This is a genomic window from Actinopolyspora xinjiangensis (genome assembly GCF_900104475.1).
In the GTDB taxonomy this organism is placed as follows: domain Bacteria; phylum Actinomycetota; class Actinomycetes; order Mycobacteriales; family Pseudonocardiaceae; genus Actinopolyspora; species Actinopolyspora xinjiangensis.
This window is the reverse complement of record NZ_FNJR01000001.1, coordinates 527385-552913: the sequence shown is the minus strand read 5'-3', so window position 1 is coordinate 552913 and position 25529 is coordinate 527385. Positions and strand designations below refer to the sequence as shown.

The 25529-nt window shown below is 69.6% G+C and carries 23 protein-coding genes and 1 tRNA gene; 13 read left to right on the top strand and 11 right to left on the bottom strand.

Going from position 1 to position 25529, the window contains the following annotated elements; translation table 11 throughout:
• Positions 1–33: 33 nt before the first annotated feature.
• A complete protein-coding gene (locus tag BLQ75_RS02560) occupies positions 34–579 on the top strand; it encodes a MarR family winged helix-turn-helix transcriptional regulator (RefSeq protein WP_092597009.1) in 546 nt (181 codons plus the stop codon).
• Between the two features lie 129 nt (positions 580–708).
• On the opposite strand, the gene BLQ75_RS02555 is transcribed toward BLQ75_RS02560, so the two are convergent.
• The 8 genes from BLQ75_RS02555 to BLQ75_RS02520 form a co-directional block, all read right to left on the bottom strand.
• Positions 709–2340, bottom strand: coding sequence for a polyamine aminopropyltransferase (locus BLQ75_RS02555; RefSeq protein WP_092597006.1), 1632 nt, complete (start codon positions 2338–2340; stop codon positions 709–711).
• A 46-nt stretch (positions 2341–2386) separates the two neighbouring features.
• Positions 2387–2812: a DUF350 domain-containing protein gene (locus tag BLQ75_RS02550; protein ID WP_092597003.1), complete on the bottom strand. Its 426-nt coding sequence runs from the start codon at positions 2810–2812 to the stop codon at positions 2387–2389.
• A gap of 72 nt (positions 2813–2884) precedes the next feature.
• A complete protein-coding gene (locus BLQ75_RS23300; protein ID WP_170837278.1) occupies positions 2885–3943 on the bottom strand; it encodes a hypothetical protein in 1059 nt (352 codons plus the stop codon).
• A 28-nt stretch (positions 3944–3971) separates the two neighbouring features.
• On the bottom strand, positions 3972–4409 hold the full coding sequence (locus tag BLQ75_RS02540; RefSeq protein WP_092597000.1) for a DUF4247 domain-containing protein: 438 nt from the start codon (positions 4407–4409) through the stop codon (positions 3972–3974).
• Positions 4410–4430: 21 nt separating this feature from the next.
• Positions 4431–5063 (bottom strand): DUF4178 domain-containing protein, encoded by a 633-nt coding sequence (locus tag BLQ75_RS02535; protein ID WP_092596997.1) that lies wholly within the window; start codon positions 5061–5063, stop codon positions 4431–4433.
• Positions 5064–5366: 303 nt separating this feature from the next.
• Positions 5367–7931 (bottom strand): trehalose-phosphatase, encoded by a 2565-nt coding sequence (gene otsB, locus BLQ75_RS02530; protein WP_092597327.1) that lies wholly within the window; start codon positions 7929–7931, stop codon positions 5367–5369.
• Positions 7932–8229: 298 nt separating this feature from the next.
• Entirely contained in the window at positions 8230–9669 is a 1440-nt protein-coding gene (locus tag BLQ75_RS02525) for an alpha,alpha-trehalose-phosphate synthase (UDP-forming) (protein ID WP_092596995.1), read from the bottom strand.
• A gap of 221 nt (positions 9670–9890) precedes the next feature.
• Positions 9891–11336 (bottom strand): threonine/serine exporter family protein, encoded by a 1446-nt coding sequence (locus tag BLQ75_RS02520; protein ID WP_092597324.1) that lies wholly within the window; start codon positions 11334–11336, stop codon positions 9891–9893.
• A gap of 615 nt (positions 11337–11951) precedes the next feature.
• On the opposite strand from BLQ75_RS02520, the gene BLQ75_RS02515 reads away from it, so the two are divergent.
• The 4 genes from BLQ75_RS02515 to BLQ75_RS02500 all read left to right on the top strand — a co-directional run bounded on the left by BLQ75_RS02515 (position 11952) and on the right by BLQ75_RS02500 (position 14278).
• A tRNA-Thr gene (locus BLQ75_RS02515) sits at positions 11952–12024 on the top strand.
• 293 nt (positions 12025–12317) lie between these two features.
• Complete coding sequence (locus BLQ75_RS02510; protein ID WP_092596992.1) at positions 12318–12881, top strand: hypothetical protein; 564 nt, start codon at positions 12318–12320, stop codon at positions 12879–12881.
• Positions 12882–13050: 169 nt separating this feature from the next.
• Positions 13051–13587, top strand: coding sequence for a hypothetical protein (locus tag BLQ75_RS02505; protein ID WP_244515187.1), 537 nt, complete (start codon positions 13051–13053; stop codon positions 13585–13587).
• 172 nt (positions 13588–13759) lie between these two features.
• Positions 13760–14278, top strand: a complete 519-nt coding sequence (locus BLQ75_RS02500; protein ID WP_211481113.1) for an HIT family protein — start codon at positions 13760–13762, stop codon at positions 14276–14278.
• A gap of 610 nt (positions 14279–14888) precedes the next feature.
• On the opposite strand, the gene BLQ75_RS24100 is transcribed toward BLQ75_RS02500, so the two are convergent.
• Positions 14889–15752, bottom strand: coding sequence for a hypothetical protein (locus BLQ75_RS24100; protein WP_244515186.1), 864 nt, complete (start codon positions 15750–15752; stop codon positions 14889–14891).
• A 157-nt stretch (positions 15753–15909) separates the two neighbouring features.
• Between BLQ75_RS24100 and BLQ75_RS24095 the strand changes: the two genes are divergently transcribed.
• The 3 genes from BLQ75_RS24095 (at position 15910) to BLQ75_RS02485 (ending at position 19285) form a co-directional block, all read left to right on the top strand.
• On the top strand, positions 15910–17193 hold the full coding sequence (locus BLQ75_RS24095) for a hypothetical protein (RefSeq protein ID WP_244515185.1): 1284 nt from the start codon (positions 15910–15912) through the stop codon (positions 17191–17193).
• Positions 17194–17197: 4 nt separating this feature from the next.
• The gene (locus BLQ75_RS02490) at positions 17198–18697 is read left to right on the top strand and encodes an AAA family ATPase (protein ID WP_092596987.1); all 1500 of its coding nucleotides are present in this window, start codon (positions 17198–17200) and stop codon (positions 18695–18697) included.
• A gap of 153 nt (positions 18698–18850) precedes the next feature.
• Complete coding sequence (locus tag BLQ75_RS02485; protein ID WP_092597322.1) at positions 18851–19285, top strand: VOC family protein; 435 nt, start codon at positions 18851–18853, stop codon at positions 19283–19285.
• A 54-nt stretch (positions 19286–19339) separates the two neighbouring features.
• Here the strand turns inward: BLQ75_RS02485 and BLQ75_RS02480 are convergent, their stop codons facing one another.
• Positions 19340–20320: a pirin family protein gene (locus tag BLQ75_RS02480; RefSeq protein ID WP_092596984.1), complete on the bottom strand. Its 981-nt coding sequence runs from the start codon at positions 20318–20320 to the stop codon at positions 19340–19342.
• A gap of 65 nt (positions 20321–20385) precedes the next feature.
• On the opposite strand from BLQ75_RS02480, the gene BLQ75_RS02475 reads away from it, so the two are divergent.
• The 4 genes from BLQ75_RS02475 (at position 20386) to BLQ75_RS02460 (ending at position 23526) form a co-directional block, all read left to right on the top strand.
• Positions 20386–20742, top strand: a complete 357-nt coding sequence (locus BLQ75_RS02475; protein WP_092596982.1) for a GNAT family N-acetyltransferase — start codon at positions 20386–20388, stop codon at positions 20740–20742.
• 219 nt (positions 20743–20961) lie between these two features.
• On the top strand, positions 20962–21537 hold the full coding sequence (locus BLQ75_RS02470) for an AAA family ATPase (protein WP_244515183.1): 576 nt from the start codon (positions 20962–20964) through the stop codon (positions 21535–21537).
• 147 nt (positions 21538–21684) lie between these two features.
• A complete protein-coding gene (locus tag BLQ75_RS02465) occupies positions 21685–22722 on the top strand; it encodes a zinc-binding dehydrogenase (protein WP_092596978.1) in 1038 nt (345 codons plus the stop codon).
• A 273-nt stretch (positions 22723–22995) separates the two neighbouring features.
• Complete coding sequence (locus BLQ75_RS02460) at positions 22996–23526, top strand: GNAT family N-acetyltransferase (protein ID WP_092596976.1); 531 nt, start codon at positions 22996–22998, stop codon at positions 23524–23526.
• A gap of 56 nt (positions 23527–23582) precedes the next feature.
• On the opposite strand, the gene BLQ75_RS02455 is transcribed toward BLQ75_RS02460, so the two are convergent.
• A complete protein-coding gene (locus tag BLQ75_RS02455) occupies positions 23583–24077 on the bottom strand; it encodes a hypothetical protein (RefSeq protein ID WP_092596973.1) in 495 nt (164 codons plus the stop codon).
• Positions 24078–24314: 237 nt separating this feature from the next.
• Between BLQ75_RS02455 and BLQ75_RS02450 the strand changes: the two genes are divergently transcribed.
• Positions 24315–25256, top strand: a complete 942-nt coding sequence (locus tag BLQ75_RS02450; protein WP_092596970.1) for a threonine/serine dehydratase — start codon at positions 24315–24317, stop codon at positions 25254–25256.
• Positions 25257–25529 lie beyond the last annotated feature (273 nt).

The following is a 25529-nucleotide window of genomic DNA, read 5'->3' as shown; positions in this document are numbered from 1 at the left end:
ACACAAGTGTTTTACTAGTGAATTGATGGTGGTATGAAACGCCCTCCGGACATCATCAGCGCCGCGCGCGGGCAGTGGAAGGAGATCCGTCCCGAGCTGGACACCTCCAGCATGGAGGTCGTCGGCCGGGTGCTCCGCGCCGCCGCCGTGCTGCGCCAGCGGTTGGACACCACCCTGAGTGACGAGGGGCTCAACCGGGCAGAGTTCGACCTTCTCTCGGCGCTGCGCCGCAGCGGGGAACCGGTCACGCCGGGACGCCTCAACAGCCTGATGGTCGCCTCCGGCGCGGCGACCACCAAACGCGTGCAGCAACTCGCGGAACGCGGTCTCCTCGAACGCGTCCGCGACCAGCACGACCGACGCAGCGCACGAGTCCTGATCACCGATTACGGCGCGGAGGTCATCGACAGGGCCTTCGCCAGGAACCTGGAGGCGGAGCGCGAACTGCTCGCCGGGCTCAACCCCAAACAGCGCGACACCGTGGCCGGTGGACTCGCGGAACTGCTCTACTCCTTGGAGGGCACCCCGGCTCCCGCGCCGCAGCCCCCCGGGCCGGACGAACCACCGACGCGGCGGTGAGGTGCCGGGATCGTTCCCGGCCGGTCGCCGCTCACCCGGCTCCGCTCTCCGGGGGCGGCCGGCTCCGTCCTCCGGGCGGGAACCGGACGGGGCCAACGCGCGAGCCCCCGGCCGCCGGGCGAACTCCCGTCAGTAGTTCCGCCAGGCGCCCCGTTCGTACTCGACGATCCTCGGATGCATCAGGGTCGAGGGCTCGACGTCGGCGATCCGGTCCCGGTCCGGTGGGAACACCGTCGCCGCCCGCAACGTGCGCTCGTCCAGCGTCCGCAGCTCCGGCACGTCCTCCGCCAGCCGCGGTCGTGGGGCGGAGTCCCCGGAGACACCCAGTTGGAAGCCCCACTGCCCGAAGCTCGGGATGGGACGGGAGTACGGCACGGTGGCCAGCCCGGCCTGGCGCATGGACGCCTCGACGCACCAGTAGGCCTCGGGCGCGAAGTACGGGGAGCCCGCTTGCACGTTGACCCTGGCCCCCTCGGCCATCGACCGGCGCACCAGCGAGTAGAACTCGGTGGAGTACAGCTTCGCGGTCTCGGTGGAGTCCGGATCGGGCATGTCCACCAGGATCGCGTCGTAGAGCTCCCCGTTGCGGCGCAGCCAGCTGAACGCGTCCGCCGCGACCGTGTTCACGCGCGGATCGTCGAAGGCGTGCTCGTTCAGTGAGGTCAAGCGCGGGTCCTGCCGCCCCAACCGCAGCACCGCCGGGTCGAGCTCGACCAGCGTGACCCGCTCCACCTCCGGATAGCGCAGCACCTCTCGCAGGGCGAGCCCGTCACCACCACCCAGGATCAGCACGTTCGAGGGATCACCCACCATGGCCGGGTGTACCAGGGCCTCGTGGTAGCGGCGCTCGTCGACCGAACTGAACTGCAGGTCCCCGTTGAGGAACAGCCGGGTGTCGGTCCGCCCGCTCAGCGATCTGGACCGAGTGAGCACGATCTCCTGGTACTTCGACCGCTCCGCGTGCACGACCGGGTCGTCGTAGAGCGCCTGCCGCGCCGTGGTCTCGAACCGGCCGGACAGCGCGAACGCGCCGCCGAGCACACCACCGATCAGCACGACCAGCGCCGTCAGCAGCACCACCAGCCGCTTTCCCAGCTCGTTCCGGTAGACGGTCAGGATCAGCCCCAGCCCCGCGGCCGCGTTGAGCATGCCGACCAGCAGCGCTCCCCGGACCTGGCCCAGCAGCGGCAGCAGCAGGAACGGGAAGGCCAAGCCCCCGATCAGGGCGCCCACGTAGTCGGCGGCGAACATGTCGGCCACCGCCGAGCCCGCCTCCTGGCGCCTGATCCGCTGCAACAGCACCATCAGCAGCGGGATCTCCGCGCCGATCAGCGTTCCCAGCACCAGGGAGGTCACGATCAGCATCGGCGTGTACAGGCTCAGCCACGCGAACGCGGCGTAGAGCCCGAGCACGCTCAGGCCCCCGAGCAGCGCCAACACCAGTTCCACGACGACGAAGGAGAGCGCAGCCCAGCGTTGCAGCGGTTTGGCCACCAGCGCGCCGATCCCCATGGCGAACACCATCAGCGACAGCACGATGGAGGCCTGGCCCACGCTGTTGCCGATCAGGTAACTGCCGAGCGCGACCAGCGCGAGCTCGTAGACGAGCCCGCACGCCGAGCAGACGAACACCGCCAGCAGCACCGCGAACCGAGCCGGGCCGGGCCGGTGGAACCAGGCGGTTCGGTTCGTCGCGTTCTCGGCCCCGCCGGGGGGCGGGGCCGCCGCGGCGAGTTCGTCATCCTGCTCGGTGCTGGTCATGGCCTCCAGTGTTCACCCTTGTAGGTGAGGGGACGGGGGTGGGCGGTCACCAGATCGCCGCGGCGATGATCGTCGCGATCACCACGTGTGCCGCGGCCGAGACCCAGGTTCCCGGGTGGACGGACTCGGTGGCCAGCTCGTCGCCTAGCCTGACCGGCGTGACCGCGTCGATGAGCAGGAAGGAGAGCCCCATCAGGATCAGCCCGAGCAGCCCGTAGGCCAGCGTGCCGATCAGGCCGTAGATCAGGTCGTCCGCGCTGGCGGCGATGGCGGTGGTGAGGATGATCCCCACACCGAGCAGTCCCGACACCAGCAGGATGGCCGCGTTCGCGTTCCGGTGGACCCAGATGAGGTCGCGTAGCTTGCCGGGCGTGGCCACGTCCACGAGCACGTAGCCGAGGATCATGAGAACGGCCCCGACGACGCCGTAGGCGATCGCCGCGGACAGGCCGAAGAGCAGTTCCTGGAACAACTGTTGTGCCTTTCGGGTCGTAGCGGAACGGGGTCACTGCCGCTGAGGGGCGTGACCGGGTCGTCGCGGTGGTCACCGGTCTCCGGGAGACATCCCCCGCGGAGGTGGCGGTGGTGCTCCTCCGTCGGGTGGTGGCTGGCCGGGCCACTGCGGTGGTGCCGGAGGCCCAGGTGGCCCAGGCGGCGTCGGAGGCCCAGGTGGCCCCGAAGGTGGGCCTCCGCCGGGAGGCTGGTGCGGTGGTGGTGGACCGTCCGAGTCGTTCGCGCTCCGTTGCCGGACGATGCCCACGACGCCGAACACGAGGCTGACCACCGTGACGGCTCCGAGGACCCCCAGCCAGATCCAGCGCCACAGGCCGGGGATCGCGGTGCCGGCATCCGGCAGCGATTCTTCAGGTTGGGTACCGGTGCTGCTCTCGGCCGGGCGAGCCGGCAGCGATCCCTCCTGGGAGAGCAGCAGCGGAAGGGCCAGCGCGGCCTGGCCGGTTGTGTCCACCGGGGCCTCGATGAACCGCTCGGCGGTGATGCCCAGCTCGGCGAAGTCGGACTCGTGCGGCAGTTCCATCCCCGAATCGGGGCTCTGCTCCACCGTCAGCTCGACGGCGCTCCAGTCTTCGCTGTACTCCGAGGTGTAGGCCACGGTGGCTCTGACCTCTACCCATTCCTCGCAGGTGTCGGCCGGGGTGTTCGGCCCCCGGCTCGATCCCTGGTCGTAGCTGTGGGAGGGGTCCTCCTCGGAGGTGAACTCGTCCGGATCGGACGTCTCGAAGTCGAAGCCGGAGTCGGACTCGGAACTGGAGTCCTCCTCACCGGAACCGCCGATGTCGTAGTCGGATGGCCCGGAGGTCTCGCGATCCTCGCCGCCGTCGGTCAGCCTCCAGCCGAAGCAGAGCCCGTAGCGTTGCTCGGCCTCGGCGAGCTCCTCGGAGAGCTGCCGAGAGTCGGTGTCCGTGAATCGGGGGATGGACTGCCCCGCGTAGTTCTCCCAACGGTGGTAGTCACTGGTCTCGTCGCTGTGGAACGCGCTGGACTCGTCGTCGCCGCCCGAACCTATGAGGCCCAGGGTGATAACCCAGGCGGCGAGGCCGAGTACCACCAGCACTCCGAGGACGACCTTGGAGTTGCGGTTCATCGAACCCCCGTTTTCCTGTTCTCCCCGCTCATTTGCCCGATCCAGGTCCGCCGCCCCGGAAGGTCTGCCCGTGCGGCCCGCCCCAGCCCCAGACCCCGCCGACGACGTGGTGGTAGTGGTTGTATGCCTCGTCGAGTTCCATGACGTGGATGACCGACCCCCGGTCGCGGGGCTGCACGATCATGGCGTCATCGCTGTAGCGCAGGTAGACGCCGCTGCCGCGCGCGTACTGCGAGATCGGTTCCCAGGTGTCGGTGATGTCGTCGACCACAGTGGATGGTTCGAGATTCGAGGTGTACGCCTTGTTGTCGTCGTCACCCGGTTTGTCCAGTTGGACGGCCCTGGTGTAGTTCTTCGCCACGTAGGCGCGCGGCCCCGTGCCGGTGGAAAAGATCGTCACCATCGCGATGAGCAGCGCGAGAAACGCCGTCATACCCGCGATGACGAACCAGAATTTCGGTTTCATCGCCCCGTCCGGTTCCTCGAGTCAGGCCGAAGCCGGATAGATACGCACGTCGTAGCGGGTGAGTTCCTCACCCAGGGTGGCTTCCCAGTCGGCGCCGTCGAAGGACTCGAAACCGAGCATCGTGCCGTCGGATGCCTCGTAGTCGTGGTAGCGGACGCTGCCCTGCTCGTTGAGCCCGGTGGTCGCCTCGCTGCTGAACCGGGCGGAGCCCGACTCCTCGGAGCGGAACTCGCGTTCGCCGAACCTGATCCGGGCCGGTCCGGGCGCGGGCGGTTCCGTCTCCTCCGGACCGAGGGGGGTCCACCGCGTCAGGACCAGGTCTGGATCCTCCTCCACACCCAGCCACACCCGGGTCCCCTTGGCGTCGTCCAACAGGTGTTCCGACCAGCGCCATCCACCCTCCGACAGGCGGAGCGTCCCTCGCACCGTGTAGGACGTCCCCCGGATCTCCACGATGTCGCCCGCCGTCAGCGTGCGCGGATCTCCCCGCAGCGCGTCCTGGTCGGTGGTGTCGAACGGGTCCTTGGCTCGTCGTTCCTCGCTACCGTGGCCGCCGTGCCGGGCGTTCCTGCCCCGAAGCACCAGTGCGACCACGAGCGCCACCACCAGGATCAGCAGTACGACGATCGGAAGGATCACGAATACGTTCGCCAACTTCCCCCCTCGAGTGAGTCCCGAACACCGACCGGTCGATCGGTAGCGTATCGGTAGTGGCGCACGGTTGTCCCCCGTTCGGGCGAAATATCGTGCTGCCACGTGTGATGCGCCGCACTTTACGCTTGCCGATGTACGGTTCCCGCTACTGGAGGTACGGCGTGCGGAGAGGGATCGGAGTGTGGCGATGTCCTCGGCCGTTACCCTGGTGGGCGGCCGAACGGTGGCGGAAATCTCGCTGTCGCGTCCCGCCACCGGCGGGGTACTGCCCGGAGGACACCCGGCCAGTCGTCCGAACTCGACTCACTCGGCCAGCAACTGGGCGCAGCGGATCAGCCCGAGGTGCGAGTACGCCTGCGGATGGTTGCCCAGCGAACGCTCCGCGATCGGGTCGTACTCCTCGGAGAGCAGACCCGTGGGGCCGGCGTTGTCCACGATCTGCTGGAACAACTCCTCGGCCTCGGTACGCCTGCCGATCAACAGGTAGGCCTCGATCAGCCAAGTGGCGCACAGGTGGAATCCGCCCTCGTGGCCCGGCAGTCCGTCGTCACGGCGGTAGCGGTAGACCGTCGAACCGCTGCGCAGCTCCGACTCGATCGCCGTGACGGTGGCCTTGAATCGCTCGTCGCTCGGGTCGATCAGACCGGAAAGCCCCACGTGCAGCGAGGCCGCGTCCAGATCGGACCCCTCGTAGGCGGTGGTGAACGCCTGGACGTCGGGATGCCAACCGTTCTTGAGTACGTCCTCGGCGATCTGCTCGCGCAGCTGCACCCAGTTCGGCTCGGCGGGGCGGTCGTAGTGGGCGGCCAGTTTGACAGCCCGATCGATCGTGACCCAGCACATCACCTTGGAGTAGACGTGGTGCCTGGGCACGTCGCGCTCCTCCCAGATGCCGTGGTCGGGTTCGAACCAGCGCCGTTCCACCGCCTCGGCCATGCCCTTGACCAGTTCCCAGTCGGCGTCCCGCAGCTTGCCGTGCGCCATCGCCAGATCGGTGGCCAGTTCCACCACGGGACCGAACACGTCCAACTGAACCTGCTGGTCGGCCAGGTTGCCCACCCGAACCGGGCGGGAACCGGCGTAGCCGGGCAGCGTGTCGATGACCGCCTCCGGGCCGAGGGTGCCACCCGCCAGCGAGTACAGCGGGTGGAGCCGTTCGGGACCCGGCAGTGTGTCCATCACCCGGTGCAGCCAGTCCAGGAAGGCCTCGGCCTCCGCCGTGGAGCCCAGCGACACCAGAGCGCGGGCGCTCATCGCCCCGTCCCGCAGCCAGCAGTAGCGGTAGTCCCAGTTGCGCACCCCACCGATCTCCTCCGGCAGCGAGGTGGTGGCGGCGGCCATGATCCCACCGGTGTCGGTGTTGCACAGCCCGCGCAACGTCAGCGCCGAGCGGATCACCAGGTCGGTCTCCACGTCGGGCAGCCGCAGCTGATCGACCCACTCCGACCAGTAATCGTTCGCGATCGAACGCCGTTCCCGCTCGGTCAGGTCGGAGGAGCCCAGCGTCTCGGTGCCGCACCGCAGTTCCAGCACCACGGGGGAATCCTCGGCGAGGTCCAGCTCGGCGTGCGCGGTCTCGTGCATGCCGTCCGAAGTGATCCGCCACTTCACCGAGGGGGAGTACAGCACCATCGGTTCGGAGGTGCCGTGCACCCGGATCCCCTCGGCCTCGACGGTCATCCGCACCGGCACCTGCCCGAACTCGGGGCGAGGGGCGAACTCCACCGCCGCGCGGGTGCTGCCCTCGATCACCCGGATCAGGTCGGTGCGGTGGGAGTCCCCGCCGTGCTCCAGGTAGTCGGTGACCATCAGCCGGGACCAGCGCGTCTCCACCGTCATGGTGCCGGGCACGTAGCGCTGCCCCAGCGGCAGCGTGCTTCGGGGAGCGCCGTTGCCGCCGTTCTCCTGCTGCGGCTGCGCGGGCAGCACCGAGAAGTGCCCCGCGGCCTGCCCGCCGAGCAGGTCGGCGAACACCGCCGCGGCGTCCGGGCCGGGGTGGCACATCCACGTCACCCGGGCGTCCGGCGTCAGCAGCGCCACCGTCCGTTCGTTGGCCAGCATCGACAGCCGTTCGATCGCCGGTGCCTGTTCGCCGTACAGCCAGGTCCGGCGCTCCTCCATCAACAGCGCCAGCACCGTCGCCACCCCGGGGGTGTCCGGTACCCGGTAGTGGGCCAGCGTGTCGCCTTCGCCGACCTTGATTCCCAGGTCCGGGCCGTGCAGTTTGCTGAAGACCTTCTCGTCGGTGACGTCGTCGCCGAGGAATATCGCCCCGGTGCAGCCGATCTGGTGCCGCAACGCCTCGAAGGCGTTGCCCTTGTCGGTTTCGACCACCGCGAGCTCCATCACCGACTTGCCGTCGGTGACCTGCACGCCTTCCCAGGTGGCCGGACCGCTGCGCACCGCGTTGAGCACCCGTTCACTGACCTCGGGATCGGCACGGCGGACGTGCACGGCGACGCTGGCTGGCTTCGCCTCCAGCGTCACACCGGGCTGTCCCGCCGTGATGTCCTGCAGGCTGCGCTGCAGCTGGGTCCGCAGGTGCGTGGTGTCGGGGTCGAGCTCGTGGACGAAGCCGACGTCGAACTCGGAGCCGTGGCTACCCACCAGGTGGACCTCGGCGGGGAGTCGGGAGAGCGTGGCGAGGTCCCGCAGGGCTCTGCCGGAGATGACCGCGGCGGTCGTGGCGGGCAGGGCGGCCAGCGAGCGCATCGCGTGCACCGATTCGGGCAGTGGTTTGGCCTGACTCGGATCCCCCACGATCGGGGCCAGTGTGCCGTCGTAGTCGCAGGCGACCAGCAGGCGAGGTGTGCGCGCGAGCTGCACGATCGTACGACGAAGCTCGGCGGGGAGGGCTTCGGCGGTCAACGCCACACTCCTGTTGAGGTCGTCGGGATGTTCGGAACGCGGGTCGACCTCGTGGGGCACGTCGTCGGTGTCGGCCCCACCGTCCGTGGTGGCCGCGTGCGCGTGCCGCCGGTCGACCGGTATGTCGCTATTGAAGTGGTCGGGTCGCCGAGACTAACGGCGACTCGTGACGAGGCCGTCTTTCGCGTTCCGGGCGGTGACGGCGACCGGCCGTGGTGCGGGATCCACCGCCAGCCGTGCCGTAGCTCATCCGTCCCACCCGGTTCCGCAGAGGTGAAAGTTCACCGTCGATCACACTTCAACTCGTCGGCGAAGTACCCAACGCCTCGAGGAACGACCGCGCCCAGCGGTCGACATCGTGCGTGAGCACTTGCCTACGCAATGCGCGCATCCTACGGCGTCCCTCGGCCTGGTCGAGATTCAGGGCCGCCAGCATGGTGTCCTTGACGCCGTCCAGGTCGTGCGGATTCACCAGTAGGGCGCTGGTGAGCTCGGCCGCCGCTCCGGCGAACTCACTGAGTACGAGGCTACCCCCGAGGTCGCCGCGGCAGGCCACGTACTCCTTGCAGACGAGGTTCATCCCGTCACGAACCGGCGTGACGATCATGACATCGGCCGCGCAGTAGAACGCGATCAGGTCCTTTCGGTCCACCGAAGTGTGCAAATAGTGCACGGCCGGGTGACCCACTCGGCCGAATTCGCCGTTGATGCTGCCGACCTTGCGCTCGATGTCCTCGCGCATCTGCTTGTAGTGCTCCACCCGCTCCCGACTGGGGGTGGCGACCTGGATCATCGCGACGTCCTCGACGCTCGCGTGTCCCTCGGACAGCAGCTCGTACATCGCGTTGAGGCGCACGTCGATGCCCTTGGTGTAATCCAGGCGGTCGACCCCGAGCATGATCCGGCGCGGATTGCCCAGCTCCGCGCGGATGGCCTTGGCCCGCTGCTGTACTTCTTTCGTGCGAGCGAGCTGGTCGAGCTCGCCGGAGGCGATGGAGATCGGGAAGGCCCCCACCCGCACGACGCGGTCGCCCACCTGAACCACGCCGGGACGCGAGCGAACCCCCACCTGCGCGCGGCTGGGCTCGAAACCGGCGAGACGGCGGGCCAGCCACATGAAGTTCTGCGCACCACCGGGCCGGTGGAAACCCACCAGGTCGGCGCCGAGCAGCCCCCGAACGATCTCGGTGCGCCACGGCAGCTGCATGAACAGCTCGACCGGTGGGAACGGGATGTGCAGGAAGAAACCGATCCGCAGGTCGGGGCGCAGTTCGCGCAGCATCGCCGGTACCAGCTGCAGCTGGTAGTCCTGGATCCACACGGTCGCGCCCTCGGCGCTGACTTCGGCAGCCGCTTCGGCGAACCTCTGGTTGACCCGCTGGTAGGTGTTCCACCAGGAGCGGTCGAACACCGGCGGTACCACCACGTCGTGGTAAAGCGGCCACAACGTGGCGTTGGAGAACCCCTCGTAGTACTCCCGGAACTCGGCCGCCGACAGGCGCACCGGATGCAGCCACATGTCCCCGTCGGCGAAGGGGTCCACTTCGACGTCGGCCACGCCCGGCCAGCCGACCCACGCCCCGTGGCGGGCGCGCAGGAAGGGCTCCAGCGCGGTGACCAGCCCGCCTGGGCTGTGCTTCCAACGCTGGGTTCCGTCCTCCATGCGTTCCAGGTCGACCGGCAGCCGGTTGGCGACGACGACGAAGTCAGCTTTCGTGGGCTCGTTGCCCTTGGTCACCGGTCTGCCTCCTAGGTCGGTTCCTGAAATCGGTTACCCGGCATCGAGGTTAGTCAATCGTGATCCACTTCGCGTGGTTCGAGCGTCGCAACGCGGTTGGTCGGGTCCGATCACCGTGCGGGGTGCGTGCGGGGCAGGAATTCCCGTCACTCGGTTCCCGCCGGAACGGAGTTAGTGACGGTCCCGAACGGTCACGGTTCGTCACCGGCGGGACCACGGCCTCAGTCCAACCTGCGACCGGTGGGACGCAGCGGCCCGGACATTCTGGGGCCCGACATGCGGCGTTCCAGCCTGCCGAGCCCTGTGCGCACGGGCTGGGACAGGAACTCGCCGAGCACCACTCCCGCACCGAGTGCCAGCCCGGTGGCCGCGGCGATCATCAGGGTGGACAGCCCCGCCGGATTGCCCTGCACCGACAGTTCGTACAGCGCTCGGTAGGTGGCCAGCCCGGGGAGCAGTGGTGCCACGCCGGAGACGGCCACCACCAATGCCGGGATACGGAGTCTGCGCGCTATGACCCCGCCGATGAAGCCGACTATGGTGGTGGCTATCGCCGAGGCGAAGATCGGGTTGAACTCGAGGCGGGCCATGAGCTGGAAGACCAGGGCGGCGATGGCCCCACCGCCCGCGGCCATGATCAGCGGGCGTGGCGGGGAGTAGCTCGCCACCGCGAAGCAGGCGGAGGTGGCGGCTCCAGCGAGTCCCTGCAGCGGCAGTTCCAGCAGACCTGGGAACGGCAACACACCCCCACCGAGTTCCTGGACGTTCAGCCCGCCGCCGAGGGCGTCGGCCCCCAGGATGCGCAGGGCGAGGTAGAGGGCGAGTACCACACCGGCTATCAGCCCCGCCGAGGTCAGGGCGAGTTCGGCGATCCGGCCGGCCGCCGTGACGTTGTAGCCGGTGATGGCGTCCTGCATGGAGCCGACCACGGTCATGCCGGACAACAGCACGATGATGTTCGCGGCCACCGCGAGCGCGGCCGTGGGAAGGATGTCGGTGGCGAAACAGGCCAGCGCGACGCTGGTGGCCAGCGCGCCGCCGACGGTCTGCTGGAAGAACACGGGGAGGCCGCGCTGGTTGAGCACCCGGCCCACGCGGTCCACCAGCGCGGTGGAGGCTGCGGCCACCAGCGGCAGCATCGGTGGGGTGGTGCCGCCGCCGAGCAGGACCGAGAGGGCGGCGGCCATACCGGCCCAGGCGAGGGTGGCCACGGCGCGCGGGAAGGGGTGCGGGGCGCGGGCGATGGTCTCCAGCTCGGCGTAGGCGTCGGAGGTGGTGATCTCACCCGCGACGATACGGCGGATCAGGTGCTCCACCCCGGCGAGCCGGGTGTAGTCCAGCGAACGGTTGCGCACCACGCGCAGCGAGGTGATCGGGAGGTTCTCCGTCCCCCGATAGCATGAAACCGTGATGGACGTGTAGATCACGTCCACTTCGCAGTGCGGGAGACCGTAGGCGTCGGTGACGCTGGTGATGGTGGCGCTGACGTCGGAGGCGCCGACGCCGCTGGCCATCTGGATCTCGCCGATGCGCAGTGCCAGTTCGAGTACGAGGTGGACCGTCGAGTCGTCAGGCAGGGCGGGGCCGTAGACGACGTTGCGAGTCCCGACGGTTTCGGAAGGATCGCGCCGCCGCAGCACACCACGTGCGCGCTGCGTGATTCCCACTGCCGCTTTTCCTCCTTGCAAGACCTTCCGCGTGATGCGCGGTTCGTGCTGTTCACCACTGGAATCGCCGTCCACGTACGCACCGTTGCATTCCCTCCGGGTGGCGTCCATCACTGGAGGACGACATGACTCGGCGTGTCGTGCTCCGGTATCGCCTCGTCGGAGGGCTGCCCCGCTGGGGCGTGGTCGCGACGGTGTTTCCGGTTGGTCCGGAGGTTCCCGCCGAGCGGGGACACGTCGGTCGGTGCGGGAGCCGGGACGAGCGGAGGAGTCCGGTTCACGGTGCCGGTACCACCGCCCCGGCGGTTCCCGGCGTCATGAGGTGGACGTGTGGCGTCGTGGTGCTCGCGGTGGCCGGGGTGGTGCTGGGAGCTGGCGTGAACCGTGCTCCGCGCCCGAGCCTACTCCCGAATTCGCCAGGGCAACCGCCCGTTACCGCATCGTGGGACAGCGCTGGGCGAGGAGTGACCGCCCGTTCGAGTGGTTCCCGGGGAACTCCCGGCGGCAGTGCCGAAGCTGTGCTTCGCGGCTCCGGTCGTAGGGTTCACCGACCCGGTTCCGCACTGGTGTGCCGGCGGGGATTAGTATGGGGACGCGTGGAGTCGATCCACGCGTGCCGCTGTAGCTCAGTTGGCAGAGCGCCCGCCTTGTAAGCGGAAGGTCAGGGGTTCGAGTCCCCTCAGCGGCTCCGGTGCTGAACTGGGGTTTCATCTCCAGGGGCCCGCTTTGGCGGTTCTTGTGACCCAGTTTGTGACCTCAATCGTGGGGCGAGATCACGTGTACTTGATCCCATGTCGAAGGCTGCGAACCGGCGTGAGCGATCTCGCGGCAGCGTCCAGAAGCTTCCGAGTGGAGCCCTTCGGGTGAATGTCTACGCGGGTTTCGACCCCGTGGCGGTCATTCTGCGCGAAACCGAGGACTGGAGAGGTTCGGTTCGGTTGGAGTCCGTGCGGCACAGCCCGTGTTGAGCCGGAGCCCGTGATGGTCGAACTCGCCGAGAAACCCCGGGTACATGCCCCGGACGAGACCGACTCGCTGCCCGCGCAGCTGGTGGTTCTGGGGTATTCGACGTCGGACACGTTCCTCGCCGGGGGTGGAGCGGATCAGCCGTGGATTCTGCTGTCTGCCAGCAAGGTTCGTGGGATCGCCTGCGTTCAGGAGGGTTCGGCGATGGCACCAGGGTTCGGCGATGGCACCGCCGACTTTCCGGTTCAGCGTGGCGGCGACATCATCGCCGCGGACGCGAGCAAGTACGTGAAGGGCGGATCCAAGCTCGTCGACGGAGCCGGTTCCGTGCTTCGGGGCGTGCCGTATCCAGGGACAGCGGCGACCGTAGTTTCGGAAGGGATCGACTACGCGTCCGGAACCGACACGGCGGGAGAGGCCGCGATGGATGCCGGCGCCGGCCTGAGTGGAGCGGCGGTCGGGGCGCTGCCGGTGCCGCGCTCGGCTCGGCGATCTTCCCGGGTGTTGGCACCGTGGTCGGTGGGGCTCTCGGGAGCATGGCCGGGGATTTCCTCGCGACCGAGGCGGAAAGTCTGCTGACGGGCGAGTAGACGGGACGAGGGATGTCCGAGGAGAATCCAGTGGTGCCGGAGCAGCTGCCGCCCCGTCCGGATCCGTGGACAGGTGAGCCGCGCCCGCCGCGGGCACCGGGGTTTTTCAAGTGGGACAAGCCGCCGAAGGATCAGGATTCGGAACGGGATCGCAGTCAGTGGCGCAAACCCACGCCGCCCGAGGGGCAGGGGCGCCGGTGCTGGAGTGGTACAGGCACAGCCAGCGCTACTCGATCGGCATGGGCCTCGCCGGATTCGTGCTGATCGGGATTCTGATCGGCTTTCGACAGGGGCTCGACTACAGCTGGCTCAGTATGCCGTGGACTTGGGCAGCCCTCGCCGTGGCTGGACTGGGCATGTACGAGATCTTCCGCTTGGTCGATCCGGCGGTGGGTGCCGACTGGTTGGAAGTGGGCCGCACCTGGGTGTTGTTGTACGAGCTCACCGACATCGAAGTCCGCCACCGGGGAATGTCGATGCACCTCGACCTCAAGGACAGTGGGGGGCGCAAGGTGCAGGTGAAGGTGGACGAGCTGCAGGAGGACCGCGACATGTGGGATCTCGCCTACAACGGCCTGCTGCACTTGGTGGTCACCAATGGTGCGACGACGAACTGGGCCGCTCATTCGCTGCTGGAAGTCCCTGACCAGCCGGAGCGAATCGTCGCGCCCATCGTGATCGAACGGGTGCGGTGACGCCAGTGTCCCCTGCTGCGAAATGCCCGCTGCCCAATGAATCGTTGCATCGCCCGCATGGCGAAACGACGACGAGTGTGTTCGGAGGCGAGCACAGTGACAGGCTGTACGACCGTGGTCGTTGATCCTTGCCATTTTCGTGCGGATCAAGCACATCGAGAGGATGTTGGAGATGGCGAGCTGTTTACTGTGCAGTGGGACACAAGGCGACTCCGAGCTCATGCGCGTGCAGGTCTGGGAGGATCGTCACTGGCGGATGACGACCGCGTTGCTGGGTGAGGTGCCGGGTTTTTCGTTTCTGGAGCCGAAGCGGCACATCCGCTACCTACACGAACTGGACGGTGTGGAGGCGACCACCTTCGGCGCTGTTCTGGCCGAGTGCATGCGCGCGGTCAAGCAGGCGACCGACGCCGAGCTGGTCTACGTCTACGTTTTCGGTGGCTCGTTCGACCACCTGCACGTTCATCTGGCACCGCATCACGAGGGCGGTGCGCTCAACGACAGCGTGATCAAGGGTGAGGTGGTGGAAACAGAGCTGGACAGCGGTGCGATCGTGCAGACCAGCGAGGACTTTCCGCTGCGGCCCGAAGCGGAGATGCGGAAGGTCGCCGATCTCATCCGTGGCTCCTGGGATTCTCAGCCGGCGGGGAACTCTCCTGAACACCCCGAATCAGCCTCCGGGAGAAGTTGAGCGCAGGAGTGCGCCGATCGACTACGCTGGGCACACGCGCCTCCGCCGGATCACGGTCTCCTACACTCGTGGGCCGTGACCTGTCGCCTCGTGCTCGGCTGAGCGCTCCGGCTCGCCACCGGGGTTTCGTAACGGGGGTTTTCACATGGTGGAGAACTCGCTCGCGGTGGCGAGCGACGTCGTCGCGTCCGCGCACGTCGCCTGCGCTCGGTTCCGCGGTACCGACCCGCTGCTCGTCGGACGCACGCGGCGGCGGCTCGCGGCCGAGATCGGTCACCCCGACGACTCGGCCCGTATCCCGGCCGCCCGCTGGACGCGGGCCGTCACCTTCGAACGCCTGGTGCACGCTGACCGCTTCGCGAGCGAGCTGGCGACCACCACGGTCGGCGGGCTCGGATTGGACCGGCCCACCGGCATCGTCACGGCTGACGCGCACGGTGACGCCGACAAAACCAGGGGCTTGCTGGAGGACGCGCACTCCAGAACCGTCTCCGACGGCTCGGTGACGCTGCTGCGCTCCCCCGCGCTGCCGTTCGCGCCCGTGCCCGACACAGCGGACAACGCGGCGCCCCCGGGCGACCGGGCCGTGGCAGCCGAGTCCGACGTGGAGTCAGCTCTCGCCGTGGTGGCTCCCAGGGGCGACGTGCCCGGCGGTTCCTGGCTGGTCCTCGGTGACGCCAAGGACTACGAGCGGCTGCGCTCCCGGATCGGGGACGCCACCCTGCTGAAGGGTTTTCTGCGAGTCGCCCTCGCGGCGGAGTCCGCCGCGCTCAGCCCGCACCTGCCGAGCGGCATGTCGGTTCACTCGCACGGTGTGCTCGCCGTCCCGCGCAACGCCTTCCTGCAGCCCGAGGCCTTGGTCGAAGCGCTCGGCGACCACCGCGCCGAGGTGCGGATGCGGCTGGCGGAGCGGCAGCGCGAGTTCGAGCGGTCGGCTCCCGAGGAAGCCGCGAACCTCGCTGACTACGTGGCGCACCTGCGGGCGACGTTCGATCCCGCCTCCTGCACCACGTGCCCCCTGTTCTCCTACTGCCGCGAGGAACTCCGCGCCTCCGACGACCCGGCCGACCTGCTGGTGGAGCTGGGAATCCCCAGCGACACGCGCCCCCAGCTCGTCGGTCTCGTGACCGGGTCGGACGAACCGGGCAACGTGCCCGCGTCCACGATCGCCAACGTTACGGCGACTCTGGAAGGGATCGCGCGGTCCACCGGTCAACGGCGCGTCGACCAGGCAAGACGGCCGGGAACCGTCGAGGTCGTACTGGCCAAATCGGACGCCGCGGCGCTCGGCGTCCACGGCATCGCCACGCGGCGCGTCACCGCGCACGGCTCCGAGCCGTGGCGGACCACCGTGTTCGACGATCCGCAGTCCGCGCGGACCCGCCGCGAGGTGATGCGGCTGCTCGGGCGGGAACTCTCCGACGCGATGGCGGAGCGGCGCGACCGCGACGAGGAGCACCCCGGCCCCGTTCACCTGGTCGTCCCGGACGAGCCGACGACCGACGTGCTCGTCTCGATCGCCGACAACCTGGCCGGTGTCGAGCTCAGCGGGCTGCGCTGGGAACGGGACGTGCGGATGGGACGTGAGCCGTTGACGTTCGACGGGGAGCCCGCCGAGATCCCGCCCCCCGTTGGGAGAGGCCGAGCGGACAGCGGTCTCGTTCCTGCTGGAGGAGGACCGCGCCAGGGCGCTCACCCTCCGCTCACCGGTCGTCGACGTCCGCGCCGCGCTGGCACGGCATGTGGTGGCGGGCGGACCCCCTGTCGCCTCCTACCGGCTGGACTACCTGGTGGCCTGGGCGGAATCCCTGGGCGGCGAGCCGGTGAAACCACGCGATCTCGAGGACGAGATCGAGGCCGCACCGCACACCCCGGGCGCCCGCCTGACCAATCGCTGCTCCGACGCCGTTCACGCCGCGTTGGTGGCGGCGAGGTCCGGACGGTCCTCCGCCGCGGATTCCCCGGAACTCGCGGACTACACCTCGCTCGTGACCGAGGAGCTCGACTACAAGCGGGGAGTCCTCGAACGGGCCCTGAACGTGCTGGAGACCGTGCCGGACTCGCGACTGCGCGAGGTTCACCGCGAGATCGAGGGGGACGCCCAGGCGGTTTGGCGGCGAAGGTTGGCCCGGCACGCCTCCGACCTGGTGCGGTTCGGCAGGACGCCCCGTTACTGGCGCGACGCGCTCGTGCCGGTCATCGAAAGCGACGGGAAGTGCCGGGATCAGCTGCTGGCGATGGCCAATCCCGGAGCTGCCGAGGATCTCGCCGCGGACGCGGGGACGCGCGAGGTCGCCCACGCCACCGTGGTGGCGACCGAACCGCTGGTGCTCGACGTGGAGTCCCGTCGCATCGGCGACGCCAGCAGGATCGTGTTGCTGCTGGTCAACGGCGAGGCGTGTGTGGAGGGGGCGGAGATCGGTCTCAAGATCCAGCGGACGAGCTTCAAGTTCTCGGGGCTGTCCATCGGCCCGTTGCGCGAGCTCGGGGACGGTGGGCCCACGCGTCGTCTCGTTTGGGAACCGGACAGCGTTCCCGAGCTCTCGGTCGGTGACCGGCTGGTCGTGGCGGACTTCGGATGGTTCTCGACGAACAAGGGCAACCGGTTCCTCAACGTCGCCAGGCCCCGGGTCGATGATCTATCGGCCCCGAAGCCGACGTGCGAGCCGGATTCCCACCGCGAGGACCCCGAGGCACACGCCCACTGCTGCCGTCCGCACGAGGACGCCGAGGCGGAGCGCTCCGACGAGCTCGCCGAGCGCCGCGCTCGCGGCGAGCTCAACCCGGAGGCGTGGCCGCCGGTGGTGGACCGGGACGGGTTCGAGGTGGCTGCCGTGACCTCGCCCGCCGGGGATGCCACGGCCGAGCCGGTGACGCCTCCACCGGACGGCACGACAATGGACGACCTGGAGTGATGTCGTGACGGTCGAGTTCTCCCGGCCCGATCCCCCGGCCGCGGACCGCGTGCACCACGACCGGGCCGCGGTGGGCAACGCCGTGGTGGCCGACGAGGCGGTCGGAGTGCTGCGTGGCGCGTTGTCCGGAACGGCTCCGGTGGACCGGTTGCTGCTCAGGGCGGCGGCGGGTGCCGGAAAGTCCTTCGTCCTGAAGAGGTTGGTGGCCGATGCCGTCGAGCATCCCGCGTGCTCGCGGGTGGCGGTCATCGCCTTCACGAACAAGCAGGTCCATCCGCTCGCGGCTTCGCTCGGCGGGATGCTGGGCCGGGAGCGGGTGTGCCTGTTCGTCGGCAGTGGCCGGGAGGAGGAGGTGCCGGAGGACGCGCGTTCGAACTCGACGCCGGTCACCTCCGCGTCGGGGATTCCGCCCGAGTGCCGGGTGGTCGTCTCGACCTGTCACAAGCTCGGCGCTCCCGGTGAGCTGGACCGGCTGGGCGAGCACCTCGGCGCGGGGCACAACGGTGACGCGGTGTTCGACGTACTGTTCGTCGACGAGGCGTGGCAGCTTCCGCACCACCTGTTCGACAGGGTCGTCGGGGCGGCCCCGATCACGGTCGGGGTCGGTGACGTCGGACAGCTCCCTCCGTTGGAGGCGGGTGCGAACCCGTGGCGGGGTGATCCGGGGTTCAACCCTTACCGCGCTTGGCCGACCGACTTCGAGAGCGACGAGCGCACCTGGTCGGTCGAGCTTCCGGCGGTCTGGCGGCCGGCGGCCGGGCACCTGGATTTGTGGCGGGCGTTCTACCCGCAGTGGGGCGAGCTCAACTGCGTGGCGGGCCCCGGGGACAGGGCGCTGGTCGCGGAGGGACTCGCGGGGGAGGCCGCCGAGGTGTGGCGGCAGGTCGGCACCGGGGTGCCGACGCTGCTGGAGGTGGCGGGGCTGCCGGACCCGGAGGCGGCCGACGTCGACCTGCCGCTGCTGCGGACGGCCGAGTCCATGTTGGATGCCCTGTTCGCCTCGGGTTTCGTGCTGGAACACGCGGAGTACGACGACAAGGGGGCTCCGACTGGGAGTACGGGCACGGCGCGTCCCGGTGACGGTTCCGGTGAGCCGCTGGTCGCGGTCCTGGCGACGCGCAACCAGGCGGTGGACGACGCGACCGAAATCGCCGAACGCCTGCGGGCGAGATACTCACTGCACGAGACCGAGGTCGTGGCTTCCACGGTCGACTCGTGGCAGGGGCAGACGAATCGCCTCACGGTGGCGATTCATCCGCTCAGCGGGGCTTCGCGGCTCGACGAGTTCAATTCGGCCTTCGGCAGGCTCGCCGTCACCTGCACGCGCGCGACCCACGGGTTGCTGATGCTGACCAGGCCAGGCATCGACGAGCTGCTCGACCAGGCCCCGGCCCGACCGGGCACACCGCTCGGCGAGCCGGGCAACCGGCACCTGCCGCGCCAGACGCACCAGCGCATCCTCGCGACCTTCGCGCGCGGCACGCTCACCGTCGAGGGGGATTAGCGGCGCCGCACGCCGCACCTCGGGAAAGGGCGGACAGTGGTCAGAGTGCTCGCTTCCCCCGAGGTCCGCTCCGGCTCGGTTCCCGGCGCGGCAGACTTCGCGGAGAGCTCCGTTGCCGGGCGAGTGTCGGTGCTTCGCGGTAGTTTCGCCAGCATGGAACAGCGGATCAGCCTTGTCACTCTCGGTGTCGCCGACCTCTCGCGGGCCAAGGAGTTCTACGAGAGTTTGGGGTGGCGAGGCCAGGCGCTGGAGGGGATCGTGTTCTTCCAGACGGGTTGCATGGCCTTCGCGCTCTGGGGCAGGGAAGAGCTCGCCGCCGACAGCGGTCTGGCCGGTGAGGGCGACGGCGGGTTCGGTGGGATCTGCCTCGCGCACAACGTCCGTCACCAGCACGAGGTCGACGAGGTCGTCGAGGCCGCACAGCGGGCGGGAGCCACGGTGACCCGTCCACCCGCCGACACGTTCTACGGCGGTTACGCCGGGGTGTTCACCGATCTCGACGGGCACGCCTGGGAGATCGCCCACAACCCCGGTTTCCCCATCGCCCCGGACGGTTCGATCACCCTCCCCGACTTCGGCACCACGTAGCCACCCGCCGCGAGCGGGCCGGTGGAAAGCCGTGCACGACCGCGGCGGGGCGGGTCACTCGCGGGGTTTGAGCCGCGCGTTGGGAAGTTCCGGCGCGGGCAGGGTTTCGGTCCACTGGGCGGGGAACTCCCCGTACTGCCGGTCCTGCCCGGTGTCCGGGTGCTCGCGTTCGTGCCGCCACCGCTCGCGGTAGGCCGCGATCTCCTCGTGGCCGCGTCCGACGAAGTTCCACCACATGACGATCCGCTCGCCGAGCGGTCGACCTCCCAGCAGCAGCACCCGTGCCCGCTCGTCCGCTGCCCGCAGCGTGAGTCGTCCGGGACCGGTGTCCTGGCAGACCAGCTCGCCCGCGCTCGCCTCGATCCCTGCCACGGTCACCTCGCCGGTGTCGACGAGCACACCGTGCTCGAAGTCGGGATCGATCTCCAGGTCCAGGCTCCGCCCGGCCGACAGCGTGATCTCGGCGCCGAGCAGTGGTGTGTAGGTGGGCACCGGTGAGGTCCGGCCGAGCAGGTTGCCCAGGAACACCGACACGCGGGCCCCGTCCCGTTCCAGGACCGGCGGCGCGTAGTTGTCGAACGCGGGTTCGGTGAAGCGGTGTCGTTCGGGCAGCGCCACCCACAGCTGCGTCCCGTGCAGCACACGTGTGTCCGGTGTGGAGTGTTCGGAGTGGGCGATACCGGACCCGGCCGTCATCAGGTTCAGCTCACCGGGCCGCACCCTGGCGTGCGTGCCGAGGGTGTCGCGGTGCTCGACCTCGCCGCTGAACAGCCAGGAGACGGTCTGCAGCCCGGTGTGCGGATGTCCGGGTACCCGCATGCCACCGGTCGTGGAGACGTCGTCGGGACCGTAGTGGTCCACGAAGCACCAGGCCCCGATCAGCGACCGCGCCCGTTGCGGCAGCGTGCGGCGCACCGTCATCGCGCGCGGTCCGCCCAGCGGCACCTCGCGGGGACGCAGCGCCCGCGCGCGTCCCGCCCGATCGTCGGCGCTGGTGCAGGTCAGCTCCCGCGGAGCCGTCTCCAGATTGCTCATCGTCCTCTCGCGTTCCCTCGTGGCCTCGGGTAGTCCTTCCTTCGAGTGTGCGGCATAGTGGGTGGATGGCCGAGGAGCAGCACGACGACGCCGAGGACGCGCGGTCCGAGGTGTCGGTGACCGATGTGCCGCACTCCCACCGCTACGAGATCACCCTCGGCGGTGCGACGGCGGGGTTCACCCGGTACGTGGATCGCGGGAACCAGCGGATATTCGTGCACACCGAGATCGACGATGCCTTCGCCGGGCGCGGCCTGGGCAGCAGGCTGATCTCGGACGCGCTGCGTGCCACGCGGGCGTCGGGGATGCGGGCGGTCGCGGTCTGCCCGTTCGTGGCCGAGTACCTCGACAGACACCGCGAGTTCGACGACGTCCGGGACCCGGTCACCCCGGACGTGCTGGCCGCCGTGCGCTCGCGGTAGCGTGGGTGCCGCTCGCCGCGACTCCGTCCGTCGCGTGCCGCCTCTCCGCGATGACCGGGGATTCGCCGCGGCGACTGAGGTTCCGCCCGCCGCGCGGTTTCGAGCCCGATCGCCCCGCCCCGTCCGGCCGCCATGATCTTCATCGGCATCATCCGCGCGCCGTCCCGCCCACGCCCCGCTCTTCACGTACGTCTCCGCGATGACGAGGGAGGTTTTTCGGTGGCCGAGGACGACACCGGCCGGTTCGTCGTGGTGACCGGCGGCCCCGGTTCGGGCAAGACCACGTTGTCGGACGAGCTCGCGCGTCGTGGGGTGACCACCATGCCCGAGGCCGGTCGCGCCGTGATCCGTGACCAGACCGCTGTCGGCGGTTCCGCGTTGCCCTGGGGCGATCGCGCGCTGTTCGCCGAGCTGATGCTCTCCTGGGAGATGCGTTCCCACCACTGGGCGAGACAGCGGCGGGGCCTCGTGCTCTTCGATCGTGGTGTTCCCGACGTGGTCGGATACCTGCGACTCGCCGGAGTGGAGGTTCCGGAGCACGTTCACACCGCGGCCGAGAAGTTTCGCTACCACCGTCGGGTCTTCGTCGCCGCGCCCTGGCCGGAGATCTTCGAGCGGGACGAACAACGGCGGCAGGATCTCGCCGAGGCCGAACGTACCCACGAGATGATGGTCGAGGTCTACGGCCGACTCGGATACGAGCTCGTCACGCTTCCCCGCGCCGATCCGCGGGAGCGCGCCGCGTTCGTTCTCGAAGAGCTCGCCACGCCCGCCCTCTCGAAGCGGGGGCGCTGAACGGCCGACCGGCTCGAGCGTACCGGCGTCCGGTCGTGGTCGTGCCGGTCCGGGAACCCCCGATTCACGACTACCCGCGTGCGGCCCCGGCGGTGCTTCTGCCACACTGTAGTAGACAGACCTGTCTACACAAAAAGGAGGCGTGCGATGCGCGCTGTACTGCTCACGGGACACGGTGGCCCGGAAAGGCTCGAACACCGCGACGACGTGGCGACACCGGAGCCCGGTCCCGGGCAGCTGTTCGTGCGGGTCGGTGCCGGTGCCCTGAACAACACCGACATCTGGACCAGGGAGGGCGCCTACGGTCTGCCCGGTGACCCGGAGGCTCTCGCGGGATGGCGCGGGCCGATCTCGTTCCCACGGATCCAGGGCGGTGACGTGGCGGGAGTGGTCGAATCGGTCGGGGACGGAGTGCCCGGCGATCGGATCGGGCGCCGGGTGTTGGTCGATCCGGCCGAGTACCGGGACGAAGGGCCCCACGCCCCACCGGTCGGTTTGCTGGGCAGCGAGTACGACGGCGGTTTCGCCGAGTACGTGCTCGTGGCCGATCGGCAGGCCCACGACGTGACGGACTCGCCGCTGTCGGATGAGGAGCTGGCCGCGCTGCCGATCGCCTACGGCACCGCTATGGGCATGCTCGAACGCGCCGGAGTCACCGGCGGGGAGAAGATTCTGGTCACCGGAGCCTCCGGTGGGGTGGGGCTGGCCGTGGTCCAGCTGGCCGCCGCGCGCGGGGCGGAGGTACTGGCCATCACCAGCGGCGGCAAGGAAGAGGAGGTCCGCGCGGCCGGGGCGCGTCGAGTGGCACTTCGGGGGTCCGCCGATCTCACCGAGCGGATCGGGGACTTCGCACCGGAGGGGTTGGACGCCGTGGCCGACGTCGTGGGAGGCCCGCAGCTCGGGCGTCTGCTGCCGCTGCTGCGCGACGACGGCCGCTGTGTCGTCGCCGGGGCCATCGCGCGGGCGGTGATCGAGTTCGACCTTCGCCGGTTGTACCTGCACAACCTCAGCCTGATCGGCTCCTCGATGCACACGCGCGCGCACTTCGCCGAGCTCGTGGCGGCGGCTCGTTCCGGCAGGCCGCGCCCGCGCGTCGCGGAGAGCTACTCGCTCGACGAGATTCACCGGGCGCGGCGGCGCTTCCGGGAGGGCGATTACGTCGGCAAGATCGTCGTGGTGCCGTAGCCGACATCAGCGTGATCGGACTCCAGCCGGACGGCAGTCGACTGGAGCGCGGTTCGTCCTCCGGCAGTCCCCGCGGCTTGTCGACCAGCGCCGAGCGGAGGTGGTCGAGGTAGCCGACGAACACCTCCGTCCGCGACTCGCGGTGCTCGGTGGCTTCCGGGAAGGGCGGCTTCGTCATGCGGGAAGTCTCGCGGCGGACACCCTTGAAGTCCACTATGGACCGGACTGGGTGGCGGAACCGGGTGCCGCGCGGAGTCATCTAAGCTGTCCCGCGTGACCGACACGCGGACCTGGCGGTTGGAGGCGGCCGTCCCCGAGGAGGCCACCGAGATACACGGCCTCCGTGAGCGGCTGGCGGAGTGGCTGCACGAGAAGGGGATTCAGCAGTGGCCGCGCGGTGAGGTGACGCTCGACCGGATCGTGAGCGAGATCGAGCGCGCGGAGTGGCACCGCGTGCGACTGCCGGAGCTCGGCGTGGTCGCGGGGATGCGGGTGCTGTGGTCGGACCCCGACTTCTGGGGCGAGGACACCACGCCCGCCGTCTACGTCCACGGGCTCATGGTCGACCGCTCGATGGCCCGGACCGGCATGGGCACCTTCCTGCTGGAGAGCGCCGCCGACCTCGGCCGTGCCGCCGGGGTGAACACCCTCCGGATCGACTGCGCCGAGTCCAACGACGTGCTGCGCTCCTACTACGCCGCCCACGGTTTCCGGGAGGTGGGCAGGCACGCGGTTCGCGGCCTGTTTCCCGTGACCCTGTTCGAGAGGCCGATCGACCGGGACGCCGCGACTTCGCCCGAGTAGCGGAATCGGCGATCGCGGGGGCCGAACACCGTGCGGAGGCGGCAGCGGGGTCTCCGCTACCGCCCCTCCCGTGCGGGGACCGCTACCGCTCGGCCCCGATGCGCGGTGGCGAGCCCTTCGAGGTCGGCGCCGCGACCGTGTCCGGTCACCAGCTCCACGGCCGCGCGGCGGAACCTCCCGGCCCGGCGGAAACCGCTGATCCGGATGTCCCAGGCGTCCGGGATCGATATCTTCTGGAAGAATCTGAATATCCGGCCCTCCGTCGCGAGGTTCTCGTCGAGGCAGCGGATCCGCACCGGAGTGCTCATCGCTCCCACCAGACGCGGCGGCAGCACGAAGGGCAGCACCACGAGCCGCACCACCAGCTCCAGCAGGATCGGGAGCATGATCAGCACCGCGAAGGCCAGTGCGACGACGAGGTCGGGCAGTTCACTGATCCCCTCGACGAAGCCCATGCGCCCCAAGCTGTCCCGGAGACGGAACCTGCGCCGCCACGGCAGCCACTGCCGTTTCGCTTCCCAGGTCGATCCGAAGGTGTCCACGAAACGCATTGATCCACTTTCTGTGTAGTTCGCCGGTTCGATCCACTTCCCGCGGCGGGGTGCGCCTCGGATGGCGCGGAGCTCGTGGAGCAGCACAGGAGTCGAGGAGATGCCGCATGGGCGGTTGGCCATCCTGTGGCCGGGACCAGGCGGGAGTTCCGTGGTTTCGTCCGGTTCCCGTGTTCCGTTCGCCGAGCTCCTCGGGCCGCTGCCTCGCGCCGCCGGAGCGCGAGGCAGGCTGGAACCGTGATCACTCATTCGGATGTTAGCGCGGCAAGGCGACGAATCTCGGGCAGTGTCCGGCGCACCCCGCTCCTCGAGCTGGATTCGGAGCTGGTCCCCGCGGCGGCGAGGACCTGGCTCAAGCTCGAACAGCTGCAGCACACCGGCTCGTTCAAGGCCAGGGGCGCGTTCAACCGGGTTGTCTCGGCCCTGGAGGAAGGCGGGATCGGTGAGTCCGGGGTGGTGGCCGCCTCCGGCGGCAACGCGGGCATGGCCGTGGCCCATGCCGCCGCCCGGTACGGCATCCCCGCGCGCGTCTACGTGCCGGAGAACGCCCCGGCGTTCAAGCGGGCGAAGCTGCGGGAACTGGGGGCGGAGGTCGTCGCGGTCGGCGAGCGGTACTCCGAGGCCTACCGCGCGGCCGTCGAGGACGCCGAGCGGCACGGTGCCGCGTTCTGCCACGCCTACGACCAGCCGGAGATGTGCGCGGGCAACGGCACGCTGGGCACGGAACTGTTCGAGCAGACCGGCGGTGAACTCGACACCGTGCTGCTGGCCGTCGGAGGCGGCGGTCTGATGGCGGGTGTGGCCGCCGCGCTCGAATCCCACGCGCGGGTGGTGGGGGTGGAACCGACCGGCGTCCCGACGCTGCACACCGCGCTGGCCGAGGGCGGTCCCACCGACGTGGCCGTCTCCGGCGTCGCCAAGGACTCGCTCGGCGCCACCCGGATCGGCGAGATCGCCCACGAGGTGGCGGGGCGGACGGGGGCGCGCTCGGTGCTGGTCGACGACGAGCACATCCTCGCGGCCAGGCGGCGGCTGTGGCAGCGCTACCGGATCGTCGTGGAACACGGCACGGCCGCCGCGCTGGCCGCGTTGCTCGCCGGAGAATACCAGCCTGAACGGGGCGAGCGCCTCGCCGTGGTGCTGTGCGGCGCCAACACCGATCCCACCGATCTGGTGTGAGAGCCCGCCGCACCTCGAGGTCGCCCGCTGGTCGACGCGTTCCGGAATCGCCCGTCGAAACGAGGAGCACGTGGGTCAGCGGGTTTCGTGCCCGCCCAGTCCGGCAGGGAACGAAGAACCTGGCCACGTCAAGCGGCACCAGCCGCTTGCGACCACTCACGCAGCCCGGCCACCGGTGGGTTCTCGGGTGCGGCTCTCGCGAGGAAGGCCCGACGTTGTGTAGTACCTACTCGATGTCGGGCCTGACCGGAGCGAGAGCCGCACCAGAGGTTC